The 15964-nt window shown below is 68.3% G+C and carries 15 protein-coding genes, 1 tRNA gene and 1 pseudogene; 14 read left to right on the plus strand and 3 right to left on the minus strand.

The annotated features are described in order from the left end of the window. Positions 1 to 264 precede the first annotated feature (264 nt). Positions 265 to 1065 carry an SDR family NAD(P)-dependent oxidoreductase gene (locus KQ910_RS01220; RefSeq protein ID WP_216956272.1) on the minus strand — a complete coding sequence of 267 codons (801 nt, stop codon included), beginning with the start codon at positions 1063 to 1065 and terminating at the stop codon, positions 265 to 267. A 264-nt stretch (positions 1066 to 1329) separates the two neighbouring features. Between KQ910_RS01220 and KQ910_RS01225 the strand changes: the two genes are divergently transcribed. Further along, positions 1330 to 2232, plus strand: a complete 903-nt coding sequence (locus tag KQ910_RS01225) for an NAD(P)-dependent oxidoreductase (RefSeq protein ID WP_216956274.1) — start codon at positions 1330 to 1332, stop codon at positions 2230 to 2232. Further along, entirely contained in the window at positions 2229 to 2918 is a 690-nt protein-coding gene (locus tag KQ910_RS01230; protein WP_216956275.1) for an alpha/beta fold hydrolase, read from the plus strand. The genes KQ910_RS01225 and KQ910_RS01230 overlap by 4 nt, the downstream gene beginning before the upstream one ends. 108 nt (positions 2919 to 3026) lie before the next feature. Here the strand turns inward: KQ910_RS01230 and KQ910_RS01235 are convergent, their stop codons facing one another. Continuing rightward, positions 3027 to 4226, minus strand: coding sequence for an MFS transporter (locus KQ910_RS01235; RefSeq protein ID WP_216956276.1), 1200 nt, complete (start codon positions 4224 to 4226; stop codon positions 3027 to 3029). Positions 4227 to 4412: 186 nt separating this feature from the next. Next, a tRNA-Ser gene (locus KQ910_RS01240) sits at positions 4413 to 4502 on the minus strand. Between the two features lie 346 nt (positions 4503 to 4848). On the opposite strand from KQ910_RS01240, the pseudogene rplU reads away from it, so the two are divergent. The 12 genes and pseudogenes from rplU to KQ910_RS01300 form a co-directional block, all read left to right on the plus strand. Next, positions 4849 to 5142: pseudogene (rplU, locus tag KQ910_RS01245) on the plus strand (50S ribosomal protein L21); the annotation flags it as partial. 28 nt (positions 5143 to 5170) lie between these two features. Then, positions 5171 to 5443 (plus strand): 50S ribosomal protein L27, encoded by a 273-nt coding sequence (rpmA, locus tag KQ910_RS01250; protein WP_216956278.1) that lies wholly within the window; start codon positions 5171 to 5173, stop codon positions 5441 to 5443. A gap of 73 nt (positions 5444 to 5516) precedes the next feature. Then, positions 5517 to 6542: a GTPase ObgE gene (obgE, locus tag KQ910_RS01255; protein ID WP_216956279.1), complete on the plus strand. Its 1026-nt coding sequence runs from the start codon at positions 5517 to 5519 to the stop codon at positions 6540 to 6542. Beyond that, positions 6539 to 7654, plus strand: a complete 1116-nt coding sequence (gene proB / locus KQ910_RS01260) for a glutamate 5-kinase (protein ID WP_216956280.1) — start codon at positions 6539 to 6541, stop codon at positions 7652 to 7654. The genes obgE and proB overlap by 4 nt, the downstream gene beginning before the upstream one ends. 16 nt (positions 7655 to 7670) lie before the next feature. Beyond that, positions 7671 to 8954 carry a glutamate-5-semialdehyde dehydrogenase gene (locus KQ910_RS01265; protein ID WP_216956281.1) on the plus strand — a complete coding sequence of 428 codons (1284 nt, stop codon included), beginning with the start codon at positions 7671 to 7673 and terminating at the stop codon, positions 8952 to 8954. 10 nt (positions 8955 to 8964) lie between these two features. Then, on the plus strand, positions 8965 to 10050 hold the full coding sequence (locus tag KQ910_RS01270) for a nicotinate-nucleotide adenylyltransferase (protein WP_216956283.1): 1086 nt from the start codon (positions 8965 to 8967) through the stop codon (positions 10048 to 10050). 7 nt (positions 10051 to 10057) lie between these two features. Then, positions 10058 to 10516, plus strand: coding sequence for a 23S rRNA (pseudouridine(1915)-N(3))-methyltransferase RlmH (gene rlmH, locus KQ910_RS01275; RefSeq protein ID WP_216956284.1), 459 nt, complete (start codon positions 10058 to 10060; stop codon positions 10514 to 10516). Positions 10517 to 10643: 127 nt separating this feature from the next. Beyond that, positions 10644 to 11186 (plus strand): PM0630 family protein, encoded by a 543-nt coding sequence (locus KQ910_RS01280; RefSeq protein ID WP_216956286.1) that lies wholly within the window; start codon positions 10644 to 10646, stop codon positions 11184 to 11186. Further along, a complete protein-coding gene (gpmI, locus tag KQ910_RS01285) occupies positions 11186 to 12778 on the plus strand; it encodes a 2,3-bisphosphoglycerate-independent phosphoglycerate mutase (protein ID WP_216956294.1) in 1593 nt (530 codons plus the stop codon). Before KQ910_RS01280 ends, gpmI begins: the two co-directional genes overlap by 1 nt. 130 nt (positions 12779 to 12908) lie before the next feature. Further along, positions 12909 to 14309 carry a S41 family peptidase gene (locus KQ910_RS01290; RefSeq protein WP_216956298.1) on the plus strand — a complete coding sequence of 467 codons (1401 nt, stop codon included), beginning with the start codon at positions 12909 to 12911 and terminating at the stop codon, positions 14307 to 14309. Positions 14310 to 14331: 22 nt separating this feature from the next. Further along, entirely contained in the window at positions 14332 to 15477 is a 1146-nt protein-coding gene (locus KQ910_RS27115) for a divergent polysaccharide deacetylase family protein (protein WP_216956301.1), read from the plus strand. Then, positions 15474 to 15962 (plus strand): RNA pyrophosphohydrolase, encoded by a 489-nt coding sequence (locus tag KQ910_RS01300; protein ID WP_229600288.1) that lies wholly within the window; start codon positions 15474 to 15476, stop codon positions 15960 to 15962. Before KQ910_RS27115 ends, KQ910_RS01300 begins: the two co-directional genes overlap by 4 nt. The last annotated feature ends 2 nt before the right edge of the window (positions 15963 to 15964 follow it).

Consider the following 15964-nt stretch of genomic DNA (forward strand, 5'->3'; position numbering starts at 1 on the left):
ACCGCACGGCAAGGACAGCATCAGCTCCTGGTCCACCGGCACTGTCACGCAGGCCAGGATACGCGCCCAATCCATAATCGCCCCCTGCCCTGCACCGACTCGACCACGGCATCATGGGCCGTCGGCGAAATTGTATTCAGCCGCCTCAGGAACGACTACCGATGCCGCCTGAATCACTGTTCCCCGGCCGATCCAGTTTTTTGGCCATACGCGGTTCGCGCGAGATCCCCGTCGTCGTGCCCGACCCGATTAGCGAGCCATCCGCTAGTTGGCAGTCATGCCGCCGTCGATCACCAGCTCGCTGCCGGTGACCCAGGCGGCATCGTCGGAGGCGAGGTAGAGGCAGCCCGCCGCGATGTCGTCAGGCGTCCCGAAGCGACCGAGTGGCGTCGCTTCGAGGCGCTGGCGTGCGACGTCGGGATTGGAATGGCCCGGCACGGTCATCGGCGTGTCGACGAAGCCCGGATGCACCGAGTTCACGCGGATCTTGTCCCGCGCGTACTGGATCGCCGCGGCCTTGGAGAAGATCCGCACCGCGCCCTTGGAGGCGTGATAGGCGGCATTGGCGTGCGAACCGACGATGCCGCAGATCGACGAGATGTTGATGATCGAGCCGCCGCCGGCCCGCAGCATGGCCGGCACCGCGGCCTTGGTGCCGAGGAAGACGCCGGTGGCGTTGATCTCCATGACCCAGTTCCACTGCTCCAGCGTCTGGTCGGCAAGGCGCGGTCCGGCCGTCAGGCTGGTCTGGATGTTGAGCTTTGGATCGCGGCCCGAGATACCGGCGATGTTGCACAGGATGTCGAGGCGGCCATAGGCCTTCTCGGCGTCGGCCACGATCTCGGCCCACCGGGCCTCGTGGCGCACGTCCTGCGTCGCGAAGGTCGCCGTTCCGCCTGTGTCGACGATCTCCTTTTCCATCGCCTTGCCAAGTGTGGCGTTGCTGTCGGTGAGGACGACGGAAGCACCGTGCAGGGCGAACAGCCTGGCCGTCGCCGCACCGATGCCCGACGCGCCACCCGTCACGAGCGCCACCTTGCCGATCAGTCTCTTCCCCGGTTGCATGCCTGTCCTCCTCGCTTCCCCGACATTGTTTTCAGCCGCGATCGTGGCGTGGGATCGTGACACGGCGGCCAGCGAAACGACAGGCGGTGGTCTGATTGACTCCCCCGGCCGGGCCCGCACAATCCTCACAACCAAAAAGAGATTGCGAGGAAGCCATACGCTTCGTGTCCAAGGCGGCGTTGATCACCGCAGCCGAATTGGGCCCCGAGGGCATCGACGTCACGGGCAGCGTCTGACAGCCAGCAAGAGACGAGGGAGAGGAACATGGCCGGCAAGGTCGGATTCATCGGACTCGGCGCCATGGGCGGACCAATGGCGCTCAATCTCGTGAACGCGGGCTTCGCGCTCGTGGTGCACGACATCGATCAGACCAAGACCGCGCCGCTCCGGGCCAAGGGCGCCGAACTCGCCGGTACGGCGGAAGGCGTGGCGGCGGCGGTGGAGCGGACCATCGTCATCGTCGAAACCACGGAGCAGGCGGAATCGGTCATCGCCGGCGAGCGCGGCATCATCAAGAGCGCCAAGCCGGGCCACATCGTGCTCTGCATGGCGACCATCGATCCCTTCGCCGCCCGCGCCCTCGCCGACACATTGGCGGCTCAGGGTATCGCCATGCTCGATGCGCCGGTGAGCGGCGGCACGGGCCGGGCGCAGTCGGGCGAGCTGTCGGTGATCGTGGGCGGCGCCGCCGACGTGGTTGCCAAGTGCGAGGACCTCTTCTCGGCAATGGGCAACCGCACGTTTCATGTCGGCCCGCTGGGCAATGGGCTTGCCATGAAGCTGGTCAACAACATGCTGGTCCAGGTCAACACCGTGGCGGTGGCCGAGGCCCTGGTGCTGGGCGTCAAGGCGGGGCTCGATCCGCAGATGATCTATGACGTGGTGCGCGTCTCGACCGGCGCCAGTGCCGCGTGGGAACTGCGCGTGCCGCGAATTCTGAACGACGATTTCGAGCCGGGCGGCACGATCGACATTTCCTACAAGGATCAGGAACTGGAGACTGCCTTCGCAAAGCGGCTGGGCGTGCCGCTGCTGCTCGCGAACGTCACGCAGCAGGTCTACCAGATGGCGCGTGCCCGTGGCCTCAACAAGCAGGACGGGGCGGCGATCGTCAAAGTCTTCGAGCAGATGGCGGGCGTCACCGTGAAGAAGGGGACAGGGCAATGACCACATTCGTGCTGATCCACGGCGCCTACCAGGGCGGCTGGATCTGGAAGACGACCGCCGAGCACTTGCGTACCAGGGGCCATCTGGTGCTGACGCCGACGCTCGACGGGTGCGCCGAGCGCAAGGGCGGGCTTCGCGCCGGCATCGACACCGAGAGCCACGCGGCCGAAATCGCCGAGCTGCTGTTCTACCAGGACCTGCAGGATGTCGTGCTGGCTGGCACCAGCACCGGCGGCATGGTGATGGCGCGTGCGGCCGAACTTGCACGCGAGCGTGTGGCACGGGTGGTATTCGCCGATGCGCTGGCGCTGCGCGACGGCGAGGCGTTGCCCGATATCGTGAAGCGTCCGACCGCCGTGAACACCGAATTCGGCACCGGCCCGTCGCGCCAGGATTTCGAGACGCGCCTGTTCGTCGATCTCGAGCCCAAGGTGCGGGCCTGGGCGCTGGAGCGCTGCACGCCGCATCCGATCGCCGCCATGCAGGCGCCGGTCAAGCTGGACCGCTTCTGGGACCAGGCTTGGAACGCCTCGGTGATCTGGTGCAAGCGCAGCTCGAACCCGCCCGTCGCGCACCAGCGCCGCGCCGCCGAGCGGCTGAAGGCACGATGGCACGAGCTCGATACCGGCCATTACCCCATGTTGAGCGAGCCGGCCGCCCTGGCGCGGCTGATCGCAGAAGGATGACGGACGTGACGGAGACGAAGGGCGCCGACCTGCGTGCGTTGTTGCCTGACCACTGGTCTCGCTCCCCTGCCGCTGGCATACGCGTCGTTCCGCGGGCCACCAGGCCCGTCAGGGACGCCGGCGCAGCGCCGTCACCATGACCAGCGCCGCGACCGCCTGCAGCGCCACCGTCGTGCCCAGCGCCCAGCTGTAGCCGTCAGGATCCCAGCCGCCCGAATCGGTGCGCGGCCAGAGGTCGAGGACCCAGCCAACCGCCGCCTGGACCGCGAAGGCCAGGCCCAGCGCCACCGTGTTGGTCGCCGTCGAGACCCGGCCGGTCAGGTCGGGCGGGAACATCTGGTTGACCACCACGTAGCCCACCGAGCCGGCGGCGCTGAACAGCGCCATCGCGAGAAACAGCGCCAGCACAACCGCGAACTCGCGCGGCTGCAACATCAGCCCGACCTGCACCGCTACCACGGCGACCAGCGCCACGATGGGCACGATCACGGCCGGCAGGCCGAGCCGTTCCGCGCGGCTGGCGGCGCTGCCGGTCAGCACGCTGCCCGCGATCATCGCCAGTGTGTAGAGGAACAGCACGCCGGCCCGGGTCGCCCCGTCCATGCCGGCAACGTCGCGCAGCCACGGTCCGGCCCACAGGCCGAGGTAGGCGAAGTTGAAGGTCGAGATGGTCGCGACCGCCGGGCCGAAGAGCCAGAAGGTCGGCGACGCCAGGATGCGCGCGCTCGAGGCGAGGTAGCCCCCGAGCGTCGGCGCCGGTCCCGGCCCGCGCGGCTTTTCGGGCACCGCCAGGAAAATCCAGAGCGCGACCGCGAGCGTGACGGCGCACAGGACCCAGAAGACGCCGCGCCAGCCCAGCGTCGGCAGCAGGGCCTGCACCGGCACGGTCGTGACCATGCTGCCGACCGCGGCGATCGCCGTCGAGATGCCGATGACCTGGGCGACGCGACGGCGCTCGAACCAGTCGGCATTGCCCTTTAGCACCGCCATCAGCCCGGCCGAGATGCCGACGCCCAGCAGGACGCGCCCCAGAGCCAGCCCGGTAAATCCCGGCGACAGCGCAAAGATCGCGAATCCGAGCGCCGCCAGCGCCATCAGCGCGACCTGGACGCGCCGCGCACCGAAGGCGTCGAGCGCGACCCCCAGCGGCAGCTGCGTCACGGCATAGGCGGCGAACATGCAGGCGGCCAGCGTCCCCAACTCGACCGCCGACAGGCCAAGCTCCACGGCCAGCACCGGCCCGACGATCGCCATCACCGTGCGCGCGGCCTGGTTCACGAAGTGCGCCGCAGCGAACGGGAGCGTCACTCTCAGCAACATCGACAAACAGTATGACAGGCATTCCAGTCGGGCGTCGCCTGGGGAACAGTCGCTGGGACCCGGTGCCCTCCAAGGGCGCCGAGACCGGTCAACAGATCGTCGACGAAATGCGTGCCGCTATTGGGCTTCTTCGGGCTCAGTCCGCTCACCGGAGAACGCTGTCCCGTGCGGCACTGGCGGAGGGGGTGGGATTCGAACCCACGGTACGCTTGCACGCACAACAGTTTTCGAGACTGTCCTAATCGACCACTCTAGCACCCCTCCGGGCGCGGGTTTATAGGCGGGCGTCTTTGGAGGAGCAACAGCTTCCCGCAGGCAGCGGCGCGAAGTCTCAAAAGGGCTCGAATCGCTCGCCAGGCGGCGCGCGGGCGGGCTGTCCGGACGGCAGCAGCGCCTCCCGCGAGGCCCTGTTCAGCTCCAGAGCCTTGAAAAGATTGTCTTTTCAGCACTGGCGGCGTTCAATTCGTGGCGTCCGCCAGACCCGCCTCCGGCGTTGACTCACGAGCGGGCATGCGTATATTCCGCGCTTCTTCGGCGGGCCCTGCGGTCCGCCGCGTTATTTCGTGTTTTTCGGCGTTTCAGGCCGGGGAACCTCAAGCCGGGTGTCATCATGATCGCCGTTATCCGCACGGGTGGAAAGCAATACACGGTCGCCGCCGACGACCAGCTCACGGTCGAGAAGATCGACGGAGAGGCCGGCACCAAGGTCGAATTCACCGACGTGCTGATGGTCGGCGACAAGATCGGCGCGCCGGTCGTCGAGGGCGCCAAGGTCGTTGGCTCGATCGTCAAGCAGGCCCGCGGCGAGCACGTGATCATCTTCAAGAAGCGCCGTCGCCAGAATTCGCGGCGCAAGAACGGCCATCGTCAGGACCTGACGGTGGTCAAGATCGAACAGATCGTCGCCTGAGCAGAGCGACCGGAGTAGTACGATGGCACATAAGAAAGCAGGCGGCTCCTCGCGTAACGGCCGCGATTCCGACGGCAAGCGCCTCGGCGTGAAGCGCTTCGGCGGACAGAAGGTCCTGTCGGGCAACATCCTGGTCCGCCAGCGCGGCACCAAGATGAACCCGGGTGAGAATGTCGGCCTCGGTCGCGACCACACCCTGTTCGCCACCATCGACGGTGTCGTGTCCTTCCGCACCCGTGCGGGCGGCAAGGTCGAGGTGAACGTTCTCCCGGCGCCGGCACTGGCCGCCGAATAGCCGTTCCCATCCCATCGGATTGAGAAGGGGGAGCGGCTCGCCGTTCCCCCTTTTCGTTTCTGGACCCCATCCCATGAAGTTCCTCGACCAGGCCAAGATCTACGTCCGCTCCGGCAACGGCGGCGCCGGATGCGCGGGCTTTCGCCGCGAGAAATTCATCGAGTTCGGCGGACCGGACGGCGGCGACGGCGGGCGCGGCGGCGACGTGATCGCCGAATGCGTCGACGGCCTCAACACGCTGATCGACTATCGATATGCCCAGCATTTCAAGGCCGAGACCGGCCATCACGGCATGGGCAGCCAGCGCACCGGCGGCAAGGGCAAGGACATCGTGCTGCGCCTGCCGCGCGGCACGCAGATCTTCGCCGAGGACAACGAGACGCTGCTGGTCGACATGACCGAGATCGGCCAGCGCGTGATCATCGCCAAGGGCGGCGACGGCGGCTACGGCAACCTGCACTACAAGACCTCGACCAACCGCGCGCCGCGCCGCGCCGATGCGGGCTGGCCCGGCCAGGAAATGGCGCTCTGGCTGCGCCTCAAGCTGATCGCCGACATCGGCCTGGTCGGGTTGCCCAACGCCGGCAAGTCGACCTTCCTTTCCACCAACACCAACGCGCGCCCCAAGATCGCGGACTATCCCTTCACGACGCTGCACCCCGGCCTCGGCGTGGTGAAGGTGGGCGACGGCTCCGACGCGCGCGAGTTCGTGATGGCCGACATTCCCGGCCTCATCGAAGGCGCGCATGAAGGCGCCGGCCTCGGCACGCGCTTCCTCGGCCATGTCGAGCGCTGCCGCGCGCTGCTGCACCTCGTCGACGGCACGCAGGACGACGTGGTCGACGCCTATCGCACGGTGCGCCGCGAGCTGAAGGCCTATGGCGGCAACCTCGCGCGCAAGAAGGAAATCCTCGCGCTCAACAAGACCGACGCCATGACGCCGGAGGACATCGAGGCCAAGCGCGCCGCGCTCGCGAAGACCAGCCGCAAGACCGTGCATGTCATCTCCGCGGTCTCGCGCCAGGGCGTGGCGCCGCTCCTGCACGAGCTGATGAAGCTGGTCGAGAAGCAGCGGGCGCCCTCCCGGGAAGCGGCATGACACCCCTTGCGGGCGCCCGTCGGCTGGTCGTCAAGATCGGCTCCTCGATCCTGGTAGACGAGACGAAGGGCGAGGTCCGGCGGGATTGGCTCGAAGCGCTGACCAACGACGTCGCGCGCCTGCACAAAGGCGGCTGCGAGGTCGTGCTGGTCTCGTCCGGCGCCATTCGTCTCGGCCGCACCCACCTCAAGCTGCCGAACGGCCCGCTGCGTCTCGAAGAGAGCCAGGCCGCCGCCGCGACCGGCCAGATCCAGCTCGCGCAGGCCTACCAGGAAGCGCTGGCACGGCACGGCATCACCGTCGCGCAGATCCTGTTGACCCTGAACGATTCGGAGGAGCGCCGCCGCTACCTCAACGCGCGCCAGACCATGGCGACGCTGCTGGGCCTCGGCGCCATTCCCGTCATCAACGAGAACGACACGGTCGCCACCGACGAGATCCGCTTCGGCGACAACGATCGCCTGGGCGCGCGCGTCGCCGAGATGATCACGGCCGACACACTGGTGCTGCTGTCCGACATCGACGGTCTCTACACCGGCGACCCGCGCAGCGACGCCTCGGCGACGTTCATTCCCGAGATCCGCGAGATCACGCCCGAGATCGAGGCGATGGCGGGCGTCGCGGCGTCCGAGATGTCGAACGGCGGCATGGTGACCAAGCTGATGGCCGGCCGCATCGCGATGGCCGCCGGCTGCCGCATGGCGATCGCCGACGGACGCAATGTCGGCGCACTGGGCGCGCTGATCGACGGCACCGCGCGTTGCAGCTGGTTCCTGCCCGAGGCCTCGCCTCTGTCGGCCCGCAAGAAGTGGATCAAGGGCTCGCTCAAGCCGACCGGCACGCTGGTCGTCGACGACGGCGCGGTGCGCGCGCTCTCGACGGGCAAGAGCCTGCTGCCGGCTGGCGTCACCTCGGTCGCCGGCGAGTTCCGCCGTGGCGACGTCGTCGACGTGAAGGATCGCGGCGGGCGCGTGCTGGCGCGCGGGTTGGTCGCCTATGCCGCCGACGACGCGCGACGCATCGCCGGCCGCAAGAGTGCCGAGATCGAACGGCTGCTGGGTTTCCGCGGCCGCGACGAGATCGTCCATCGCGACGACCTCGTGGTCGAGTGACGAGACGGAGCGTCCCATGAACGTTCAGACCAAACCCGCCGCGGAAGACGCCGTGGCCATCGTGGCCGAACTCGGCCGCCGCGCGAAGGCCGCCGCCGCCGCGCTGCGCAATGCGCCGACCGACGCCAAGAACAAGGCGCTCGCGGATGCCGCGCGCCTGATCCGCGACGAGAAGCCGGCCATCCTTGCCGCCAACGCGCGCGACATCGAAGCCGCCAGGGCCGCGGGCATGACCACTGCCCTGCAGGACCGGCTGTTGCTGAACGACGCGCGTGTCGAAGCAATGGCGAAGGGCCTCGACGAAATCGCCGCGCTCCCGGATCCGGTCGGCGCGACCATCGAGCAGTGGCAGCGTCCCAGCGGCCTGGCCTTCAGCCGCGTGCGCGTGCCGATCGGCATCATCGGCGTGATCTACGAGGCGCGCCCCAACGTCACCGCCGACGCCGGCGCGCTCTGCATCAAATCGGGCAACGTCGTCGTGCTGCGCGGCGGCTCCGACAGCTTCCATTCCTCGCGCACCATCGTGGAGCTGCTGCGTCGCGCGCTGGCCGGCGCCGGCCTGCCCGAGGATTGCGTGGCGCTGGTGCCCACCACCGACCGCGCCGCCGTGGGCGAGATGCTGCGCGCCATGGACTGGCTCGACCTCATCGTGCCGCGCGGCGGGCGTTCGCTGATCGACCGCGTGACGCAGGAAAGCCGCGTGCCGGTGCTGCGCCACTATGACGGCATCTGCCACGTCTATGTCGACCGCGACGCCGACGTCGCCATGGCGCGCGACCTCGTGGCCAACGCCAAGATGCGCCGCGTCAGCGTCTGCGGCGCCGCCGAGACGCTGCTGATCGACCGCGCCGCGCTCGACACGCACCTGAAGCCGGTACTCGACAGGCTGCACGAGCTGGGCTGCGAGGTGCGCGGGGACGCCGAGGTACAGAAGCGCGACCCGAAGGCTCTGGCCGCCACCGAGAAGGACTGGCGCACCGAGTATCTCGAGCCGATCATCTCGGTCGCCGCCGTCGACGGCGTCGACGGTGCCATCGCGCATATCGCGCGCTACGGCAGCCAGCACACCGAATCGATCGTCACCGACAATGAGGCCACGGCGCAGCGCTTCCTGGGCGAGGTGGACAGCGCCATCGTGATGCACAATGCCAGCACGCAGTTCGCCGACGGCGGCGAGTTTGGCCTCGGCGCCGAGATCGGCATCTCGACCAACCGCATGCACGCGCGCGGGCCCGTAGGCCTGGTCGAGCTCACGACCTACAAGAACATTGTGCGCGGCAAGGGTACGCTGCGCCCGTGAGAGTTCGGCCGTGACCCTGCACCCCATGCCGGGCGTGTCGCGCGCCACGACGCGGCGCATCGGCCTGCTGGGCGGCTCGTTCAACCCTGCCCATGCCGGCCACCGGCACATCAGCCTGGAGGCGTTGAAGCGCCTCGGTCTCGACGAGGTGTGGTGGCTGGTCTCGCCGCAGAACCCGCTGAAGAGCGGCGACGGGATGGAGCCGCTGCCGACCCGCGTGGCCCGTGCCCGCCAGCTCGCCCGCCATCCGAGGATCCGCGTCGATGCGCCCGAGCTTGTGCTCGGCACGCGCTACACACTCGACACGGTGCGGGCGCTGAAGCGGGTCTATCCGCGCGCAAAATTCGTCTGGCTGATGGGCGCCGACATCCTGCCCCAGCTCGTCGACTGGGCCGGCTGGCGCGACCTGTTCGGCAGCATCCCCATCGCCGCCTTCGCCCGCCCGGGCTGGAGCCATGCCGCCCTCGCCGCCCCGGCGCCGCGCACCTTCGAGCGTTTCCGGCTGCAAGCCGCCGAGGCCCGCCAGCTCGCCACTTGCGAGCCGCCGGCCTGGTGCTTTATCCCGAGCAGACTGGATACCCATTCGGCCACGGCGATCCGCGCCGTGCGCCCGCCCCGAACCAGAGCGAAAGGAAAGACCATCCCCGACCAGACCCGCCAGCTTCCCGACCGAAGCAAAGCCTCCGACGCGCTCCTGAAACTGGTGCGCGACTCCCTCGACGACAACAAGGCCGAGGACGTCGTCGTCATCGACCTCAAGGGCAAGTCGGCCTTCGCCGACTACATGGTGATCGCCTCCGGCCGCTCGAACCGCCAGGTCGTCGCCATCGCCGAGAATCTCGCCGACAAGCTGAAGCAGACCGGCCACGGCTACACGCCGGTCGAGGGCAAGCAGACCGGCGACTGGGTGCTGGTCGACGCCGGCGACGTGGTCGTGCACGTCTTCCGCCCCGAACCGCGCGCCTTCTACGCGCTCGAGAAGATGTGGGCGCTCGAGAACGAGGCAGCCGACAAGCCCGTCAAGAAGGCGGCCGCCAAGCGCGCCGCGCCCAAGACGGCGAAGAAGCCCGCGGCCCGGCGCAAGCGCGCCTCCTGAGCGTGGCTTGAAGATCACCATCGCCGCCATCGGCCGCGCGACGCGGGGGCCGGAGCGCGATCTCTACGACCACTATGCCGGCCGCATCCGCTGGCCGCTGACGCTGCGGGAACTCGAGGAAAAGCGGAAGCTCCCCGCCCCGCAGCTCATGCAGCGCGAGGGCGAATTGCTGCTGGAGGCGGCGCCGGCCGGCGCGACGCTGGTCATGCTGGACCGGCGCGGCAAGGTGCTAGACAGCGAGGCCTTCGCCGCCCGCCTGGGGAGCTGGCGCGACACGTCCGTGTCGGACGTGGCCTTCCTGATCGGCGGGGCCGACGGGCACACCGAGGCGATGCTCAGGAAAGCCCGCCTGGTCCTGTCTTTTGGAGCCATGACCTGGCCCCATCTGCTGGCTCGCGGCATGCTGGCCGAGCAGATCTACCGGGCGCAGCAACTTCTTGCCGGGCATCCCTATCACCGGGCGTGAAATACCGGCAATTTTGCCTCTGTTCTGACGAAAAACCGGGGCTACATTGGCGGTCATGCACGCAATTTCCCGGTGGCTCGCGGCCGCCTCCTCCTCCCTCCTCCTGGCTGCCGTTCCCGGCGCCGCCATGGCCCAGTCGACGACGCAGGCCAAGCCCCCTGCCGCCAATCCCGCCGAGAAGCCGGCCCTGAAGGGTGTGCGCAGCATCCCGTACGTCTCGATCACCGGTGAGGACGGCAAGCAGCGCCACTACGAGACCAACGCCATCCCTCTGCTGTTCCATCGCGCCTGCTTCGGCTGGCGCATGTATCTCGGCGGCCCCAACCGTGTCGTGTCGCTGCGCGAGGTCCTCACCACCTCGCAGCCGGCCGAGCAGGTGATCGCCGGCCCCGAGACGGAAGTCAGCGCCGACAAGACCAAGGCCACGACCCGCATGCTCGAGACCGTGCAGGACGGCGTCCTGCAGCGGTCGTGGTGCATCATTCCGGGCGACCCGCCCGGCACCTACACCTACGACGTGAGCATCGATGGCGAGCCGCGCGGCGAGTTCGTGTTCTGCGCCATCGAGGTGCCCGACCAGAATCCCAACACCGATCCGCGCGAGCTGAGCTGCCCCAACAAGTTCAACGCCGTGGAGCGCGCCCAGCCACAGCCGCGGAAGGCCTCGTAATGACCGACAAGGCCTCGCGTCCGGTCCTGCTCTGCATCCTCGACGGGTGGGGCCATCGTCCCGAGCGCGCGAACAACGCCATCCTGGGCGCCCGCACCCCTAACTTCGACCGGCTGGTCGCCACCTGTCCGCAGGGGCTGATCGACGCCTCGGAAACCTTCGTCGGTCTGCCCAAGGGGCAGATGGGCAATTCCGAGGTCGGCCACATGAACCTCGGCGCCGGCCGCGTCGCCGTGCCCGACCTGCCGCGCATCGACAATGCGATCGAGGATGGCTCGCTCGCCAGGAACCCGATCCTCATCGAGACGATCGCCACGCTGAGGAAGAGCGGCGCGGCATTGCACCTGATCGGCCTCGCGTCGCCGGGCGGCGTGCACGCTCATCAGGACCATCTCGTCTTCCTCGCCAACCTGTTCGCAGGGCACGGCGTGCCGGTCTGGATTCACGCTTTCCTCGACGGAAGGGACATGCCGCCGCGCAGTGCGCTGGAATGCCTCGACCATATCCAGGCGGGCCTGACGCCCGGCCTGCCGATCCGCTTCGCCACCGTGTCCGGCCGGTTCTATCCGATGGATCGCGACAAGCGCTGGGAGCGCGTGACGCTGGCCTATGACGCGCTGGTCGACGCCAGGGGCGAGCATGCGACGACGGCGAAGCAAGCCGTCGACAAGGGCTATGCCGCCAATCTCGACGACGAGTTCGTGCTGCCCACCGTGATCGACGGCTATGCCGGCATGAAGGATGGCGACGGCCTCCTGATGTTCAACTACCGCTCGGACCGCGCGCGCCAGATCCTGACGGCGCTGCTCGATCCGCGCTTCGACGGCTTCACTCGCAACCGGGTCGTCAACTTCGCGACGAAGGTCGGCATGGTCGACTATTCGGCGGCGCTCAATCCGTTCCTGAAGACGCTGTTCCCGCCGGAAATCATCAGGATGGGCCTCGGCGAGACCGTATCGAAGGCGGGCCTGAAGCAGTTGCGCATCGCCGAGACGGAGAAATACGCGCACGTCACATTCTTCTTCAACGGCGGCGAGGAGCGTGTGTTCGACGGCGAGGAGCGCATCCTCGTGCCCTCGCCCAAGGTCAAGACCTATGACCTGAAGCCGGAGATGAGCGCGCCTGAGGTGACCGACAGGCTGGTCGAGGCGATCGGCTCGGGCAGGTTCGACCTGATCGTCGTCAATTACGCGAATACCGACATGGTCGGCCATACCGGCGATCTCGGCGCCGCCACCCGGGCGGTGGAGGCGGTCGACGGCTGCCTCGGGCGGCTGATGCAGGCCATCCAGGCGGCCGGCGGCGCGATGTTCGTCACCGCCGACCATGGCAATGCCGAACAGATGTTCGACGAGCAATCGCACCAGAAGCACACCCAGCACACGTTGAATCGCGTGCCGGCCCTGCTCTTCAACGCGCCGGCCGCCGTCCATTCGCTGGCCGACGGCAAGCTGGCCGACGTGGCGCCCACGCTGCTCGCCCTGATGGGAGTCGCGCAGCCTGCGGAAATGACGGGCAAGTCGATGCTTTCGACCGCCTCGCGGCCGGCCATCCTGGCCACTCCGCGCCCAGCGGCCGCAGCCTCTGCCTGATTTGTGAAGTGGTGCAGGAGCCCGACGCCTTGATCCTGCCAAAGACGCCCCTGTATCCTCCCTCCCACGCTGAAACTCCGGATCGCCGGGCGTCAAAGCCCCTGGCGACTTCCCTCCTGAAGGCACCCAAATGACCTTTCTGCGCTTAGCCTCACTTGCCACGGCCGTGGCTTTCCTGGCCGCTCCTGCCCTGGCGCAGAACAAGCCGGCCGATCCGAAGGCCGCCGGCGGCGACAAGAGCGAGCTCTATCAGCAGCTCAATCTGTTCGGAGACGTGCTGGAGCGCATCCGCCGCGACTATGTCGAGCCGGTTGAAGAGAAGCAGCTTATCGAGAATGCCATCAATGGCATGCTGAGCGCCCTCGACCCGCATTCCAGCTACATGAACCCGAAGTCGTACAAGGACATGCAGGTCCAGACGAAGGGTGAGTTCGGCGGGCTCGGCATCGAAGTCACGATGGAGAACGGCGTCATCAAGGTCGTGTCGCCGATCGACGACACGCCCGCCTCCAAGGCCGGCATCATGCCGGGCGACCTGATCTTCGCGCTGGACGGCGAGCCGGTGCAGGGCCTCACCCTGCAGGAAGCCGTCGAGAGGATGCGCGGCAAGGTCGGCACGCCGATCAAGGTCTCGATCCGCCGCGGAACCAAGGATCCCTTCGACGTGTCGCTGACGCGTGAGACGATCAAGGTGAAGCCGGTCAAGTACCGCCTCGAGGGCGGCGACATCGGCTACATCCGCGTCACCTCCTTCACCGAGCAGACGACGCCGGGCGTGCTCGACGCCGTCGAGAAGCTGAAGAAGGAAGCAGGCAACAAGCTCAAGGGCTACATCATCGACCTGCGCAACAATCCGGGCGGCCTGCTCGACCAGGCGATCGCGATGTCCGACGCCTTCCTCGACAAGGGCGAGATCGTTTCGGTCAAGGCGCGCAAGAACGACGAGGTCCAGCGCTGGAACGCCAAGCCGGGCGACGTCGCCAACGGGCTGCCGATTGTCGTGCTGATGAACGGCGGCTCGGCCTCGGCGTCTGAGATCGTGGCCGGCGCGCTGCAGGATCACCGCCGCGCCATCGTTCTCGGCACGCGCTCGTTCGGCAAGGGCTCGGTCCAGACCATCATGCAGGTGACCGGCGGCGGCGCGATCCGCCTGACCACGGCGCTCTACTTCACGCCGTCGGGCCGCTCCATCCAGAAGGAAGGCATCAAGCCGGACATCGAGGTCGAGCCCGCGAAGATCGAAAGCATCCAGCAGCGTTCGAGCTTCCGCGAGGAAAACCTGCGCCGCTCGATCACCAACCCGAACGACAAGCCCGTCGCCCCGCCGCCGCCGGCCAAGCCGGAAGCCGGCAAGCCGGGCGACAAGACCGACGACAAGGCCGCCGGCCAGAAGGCTCCCCAGGCGACTCCCCAGACAACGCCGTCGGGCGATCCGGACGAGCCGCCGAAGGAGCAGGCTGCCGACTACCAGCTGCTGCGCGCTGCCGACCTTATCCGCGGCATCTCGCTCTACAGCGGCAAGGCCAACTGAAAGCCCTTCCGGGAATGACGCCGTGGCCCGCACCGGCCGAAGCGGCGACGTAACGGCAAAGCGGCGACCGACCCACAGGGGGCTGGTCGCCGCTTACCTTTTCGTGTTCGCCCTGATCGCCGGTTCTGCCGGTGTCGTCTTCGGGTACCTGCTGGACGGCGAGGCGACGCGAGCGATGGACAGCGCGGTGGCGGCTTCACCCGTCAGCCCCGCGTCCGCGGCCGCCGTGCCGCCCGAACCTGCCCCCATCCAGGCCCTGCCCCTGCCGGTCCGGCCAGCGCCGTCCCTTGGGTTCCGCAAGCTGCCGCCCGAGGAATCGGCCGGCATGATCGAGATCACCACCGACGGGCTGCGGCTGCCGCGCATCTCGCCCTCGGGCTGGATGCCCTGGATCGCCAATGCCCGGCGCTTCGATCCGTCGGTCGGCGCACCGGCACGGCTCGGCCTGCTGATGATCAATGTCGGCCTCAAGGAGCCGGCCATGCGCAAGGCGATCGAGGAACTCCCACCCGAAGTCAGCCTGGCGTTCCTGCCCGGCACGCCCGATCTGCCGCGCTGGCTCCAGCAGGCGCGGGCCTTCGGCCATGAAACCTACCTCATGCTGCCGATGGACGACCCGGCCGTGGGCGAACGCGGCCTCCGCCCGATCGAGGCGGCAGCCGATGCCGCGGAGAACCTGAAGCGGCTGCGGACCATCCTCGCGCGCGGCGAGGGCTATGTGGGCCTTGTCGTCGCGGCGCCCGGCCGCCCCGCCCTGGCCGAGGCGGTGCTGCGCCCGCTGTTGAAGGAGATCGCCGATCGTGGCCTCGCGCTGATCGAGATCAGCCCGATGCCCGGCCCGGCCTCGATCCAGCGGCTGACCGAGGAACTGGGCGTGGGCTACGCCCGCAGCACCGACGTACTCGACTACAAGCTGGCCGGCGAGGGCGTCGTCGGCAATCTCGACCGACTGGCGGCCTGGGTCGCCGAGGCGGCCCCGGACCGCGCGCCCCGCCATGCATTCGGCGTCGCGCAACCGGACGAGGAAGCCATCACGGCCCTGCGCGGCTGGTACAAGGGGCAGGAAGCGCGCAAGGACGTGTCGATGGTGCCGATCATCGGCCATTTCGAATGCCGCGATGCCTGCATGAACCGGATGCGTACCCAGCCCGCCCAGCTCCGCCCATGAAGAACATGATGATGATGATGATGACCGGCCGTCCCGATGAATATCGCCGCAACGTCGGCATGATGCTGATCGCCCCGGACCGGCGCGTCTTCGTCGGCTGCCGCGCCAACCAGCCGGATGCATGGCAGATGCCCCAGGGCGGCATCGACAAGGGCGAGACGCCCGTGGAAGCCGCCTGCCGCGAGTTGCAGGAGGAGGTCGGCACGTCCAAGGCGCTGCTGCTGCGGGAAAGCGCCAGGTGGATCGCCTACGAGGTGCCGGAGGACCGGCGGCCCGCCTACTGGAAGGGACGCTGGCGCGGGCAGGCGCAGAAGTGGTTCGCGCTGGCCTTCACGGGAACGGATGCCGACATCGACATCCATGCGCACGACCAGGAATTCGTCGCCTGGCGCTGGATCGCCCCGGGCGAACTATCGTCCGTGATCGTGCCCTTCAAGCGCGCCGTCTACGACGCGGTGTTCACGGAATTCGCCGACCTGATCTAAGC

It is taken from the genome of Reyranella humidisoli, assembly GCF_019039055.1.
In the GTDB taxonomy this organism is placed as follows: Bacteria; Pseudomonadota; Alphaproteobacteria; order Reyranellales; family Reyranellaceae; genus Reyranella; species Reyranella humidisoli.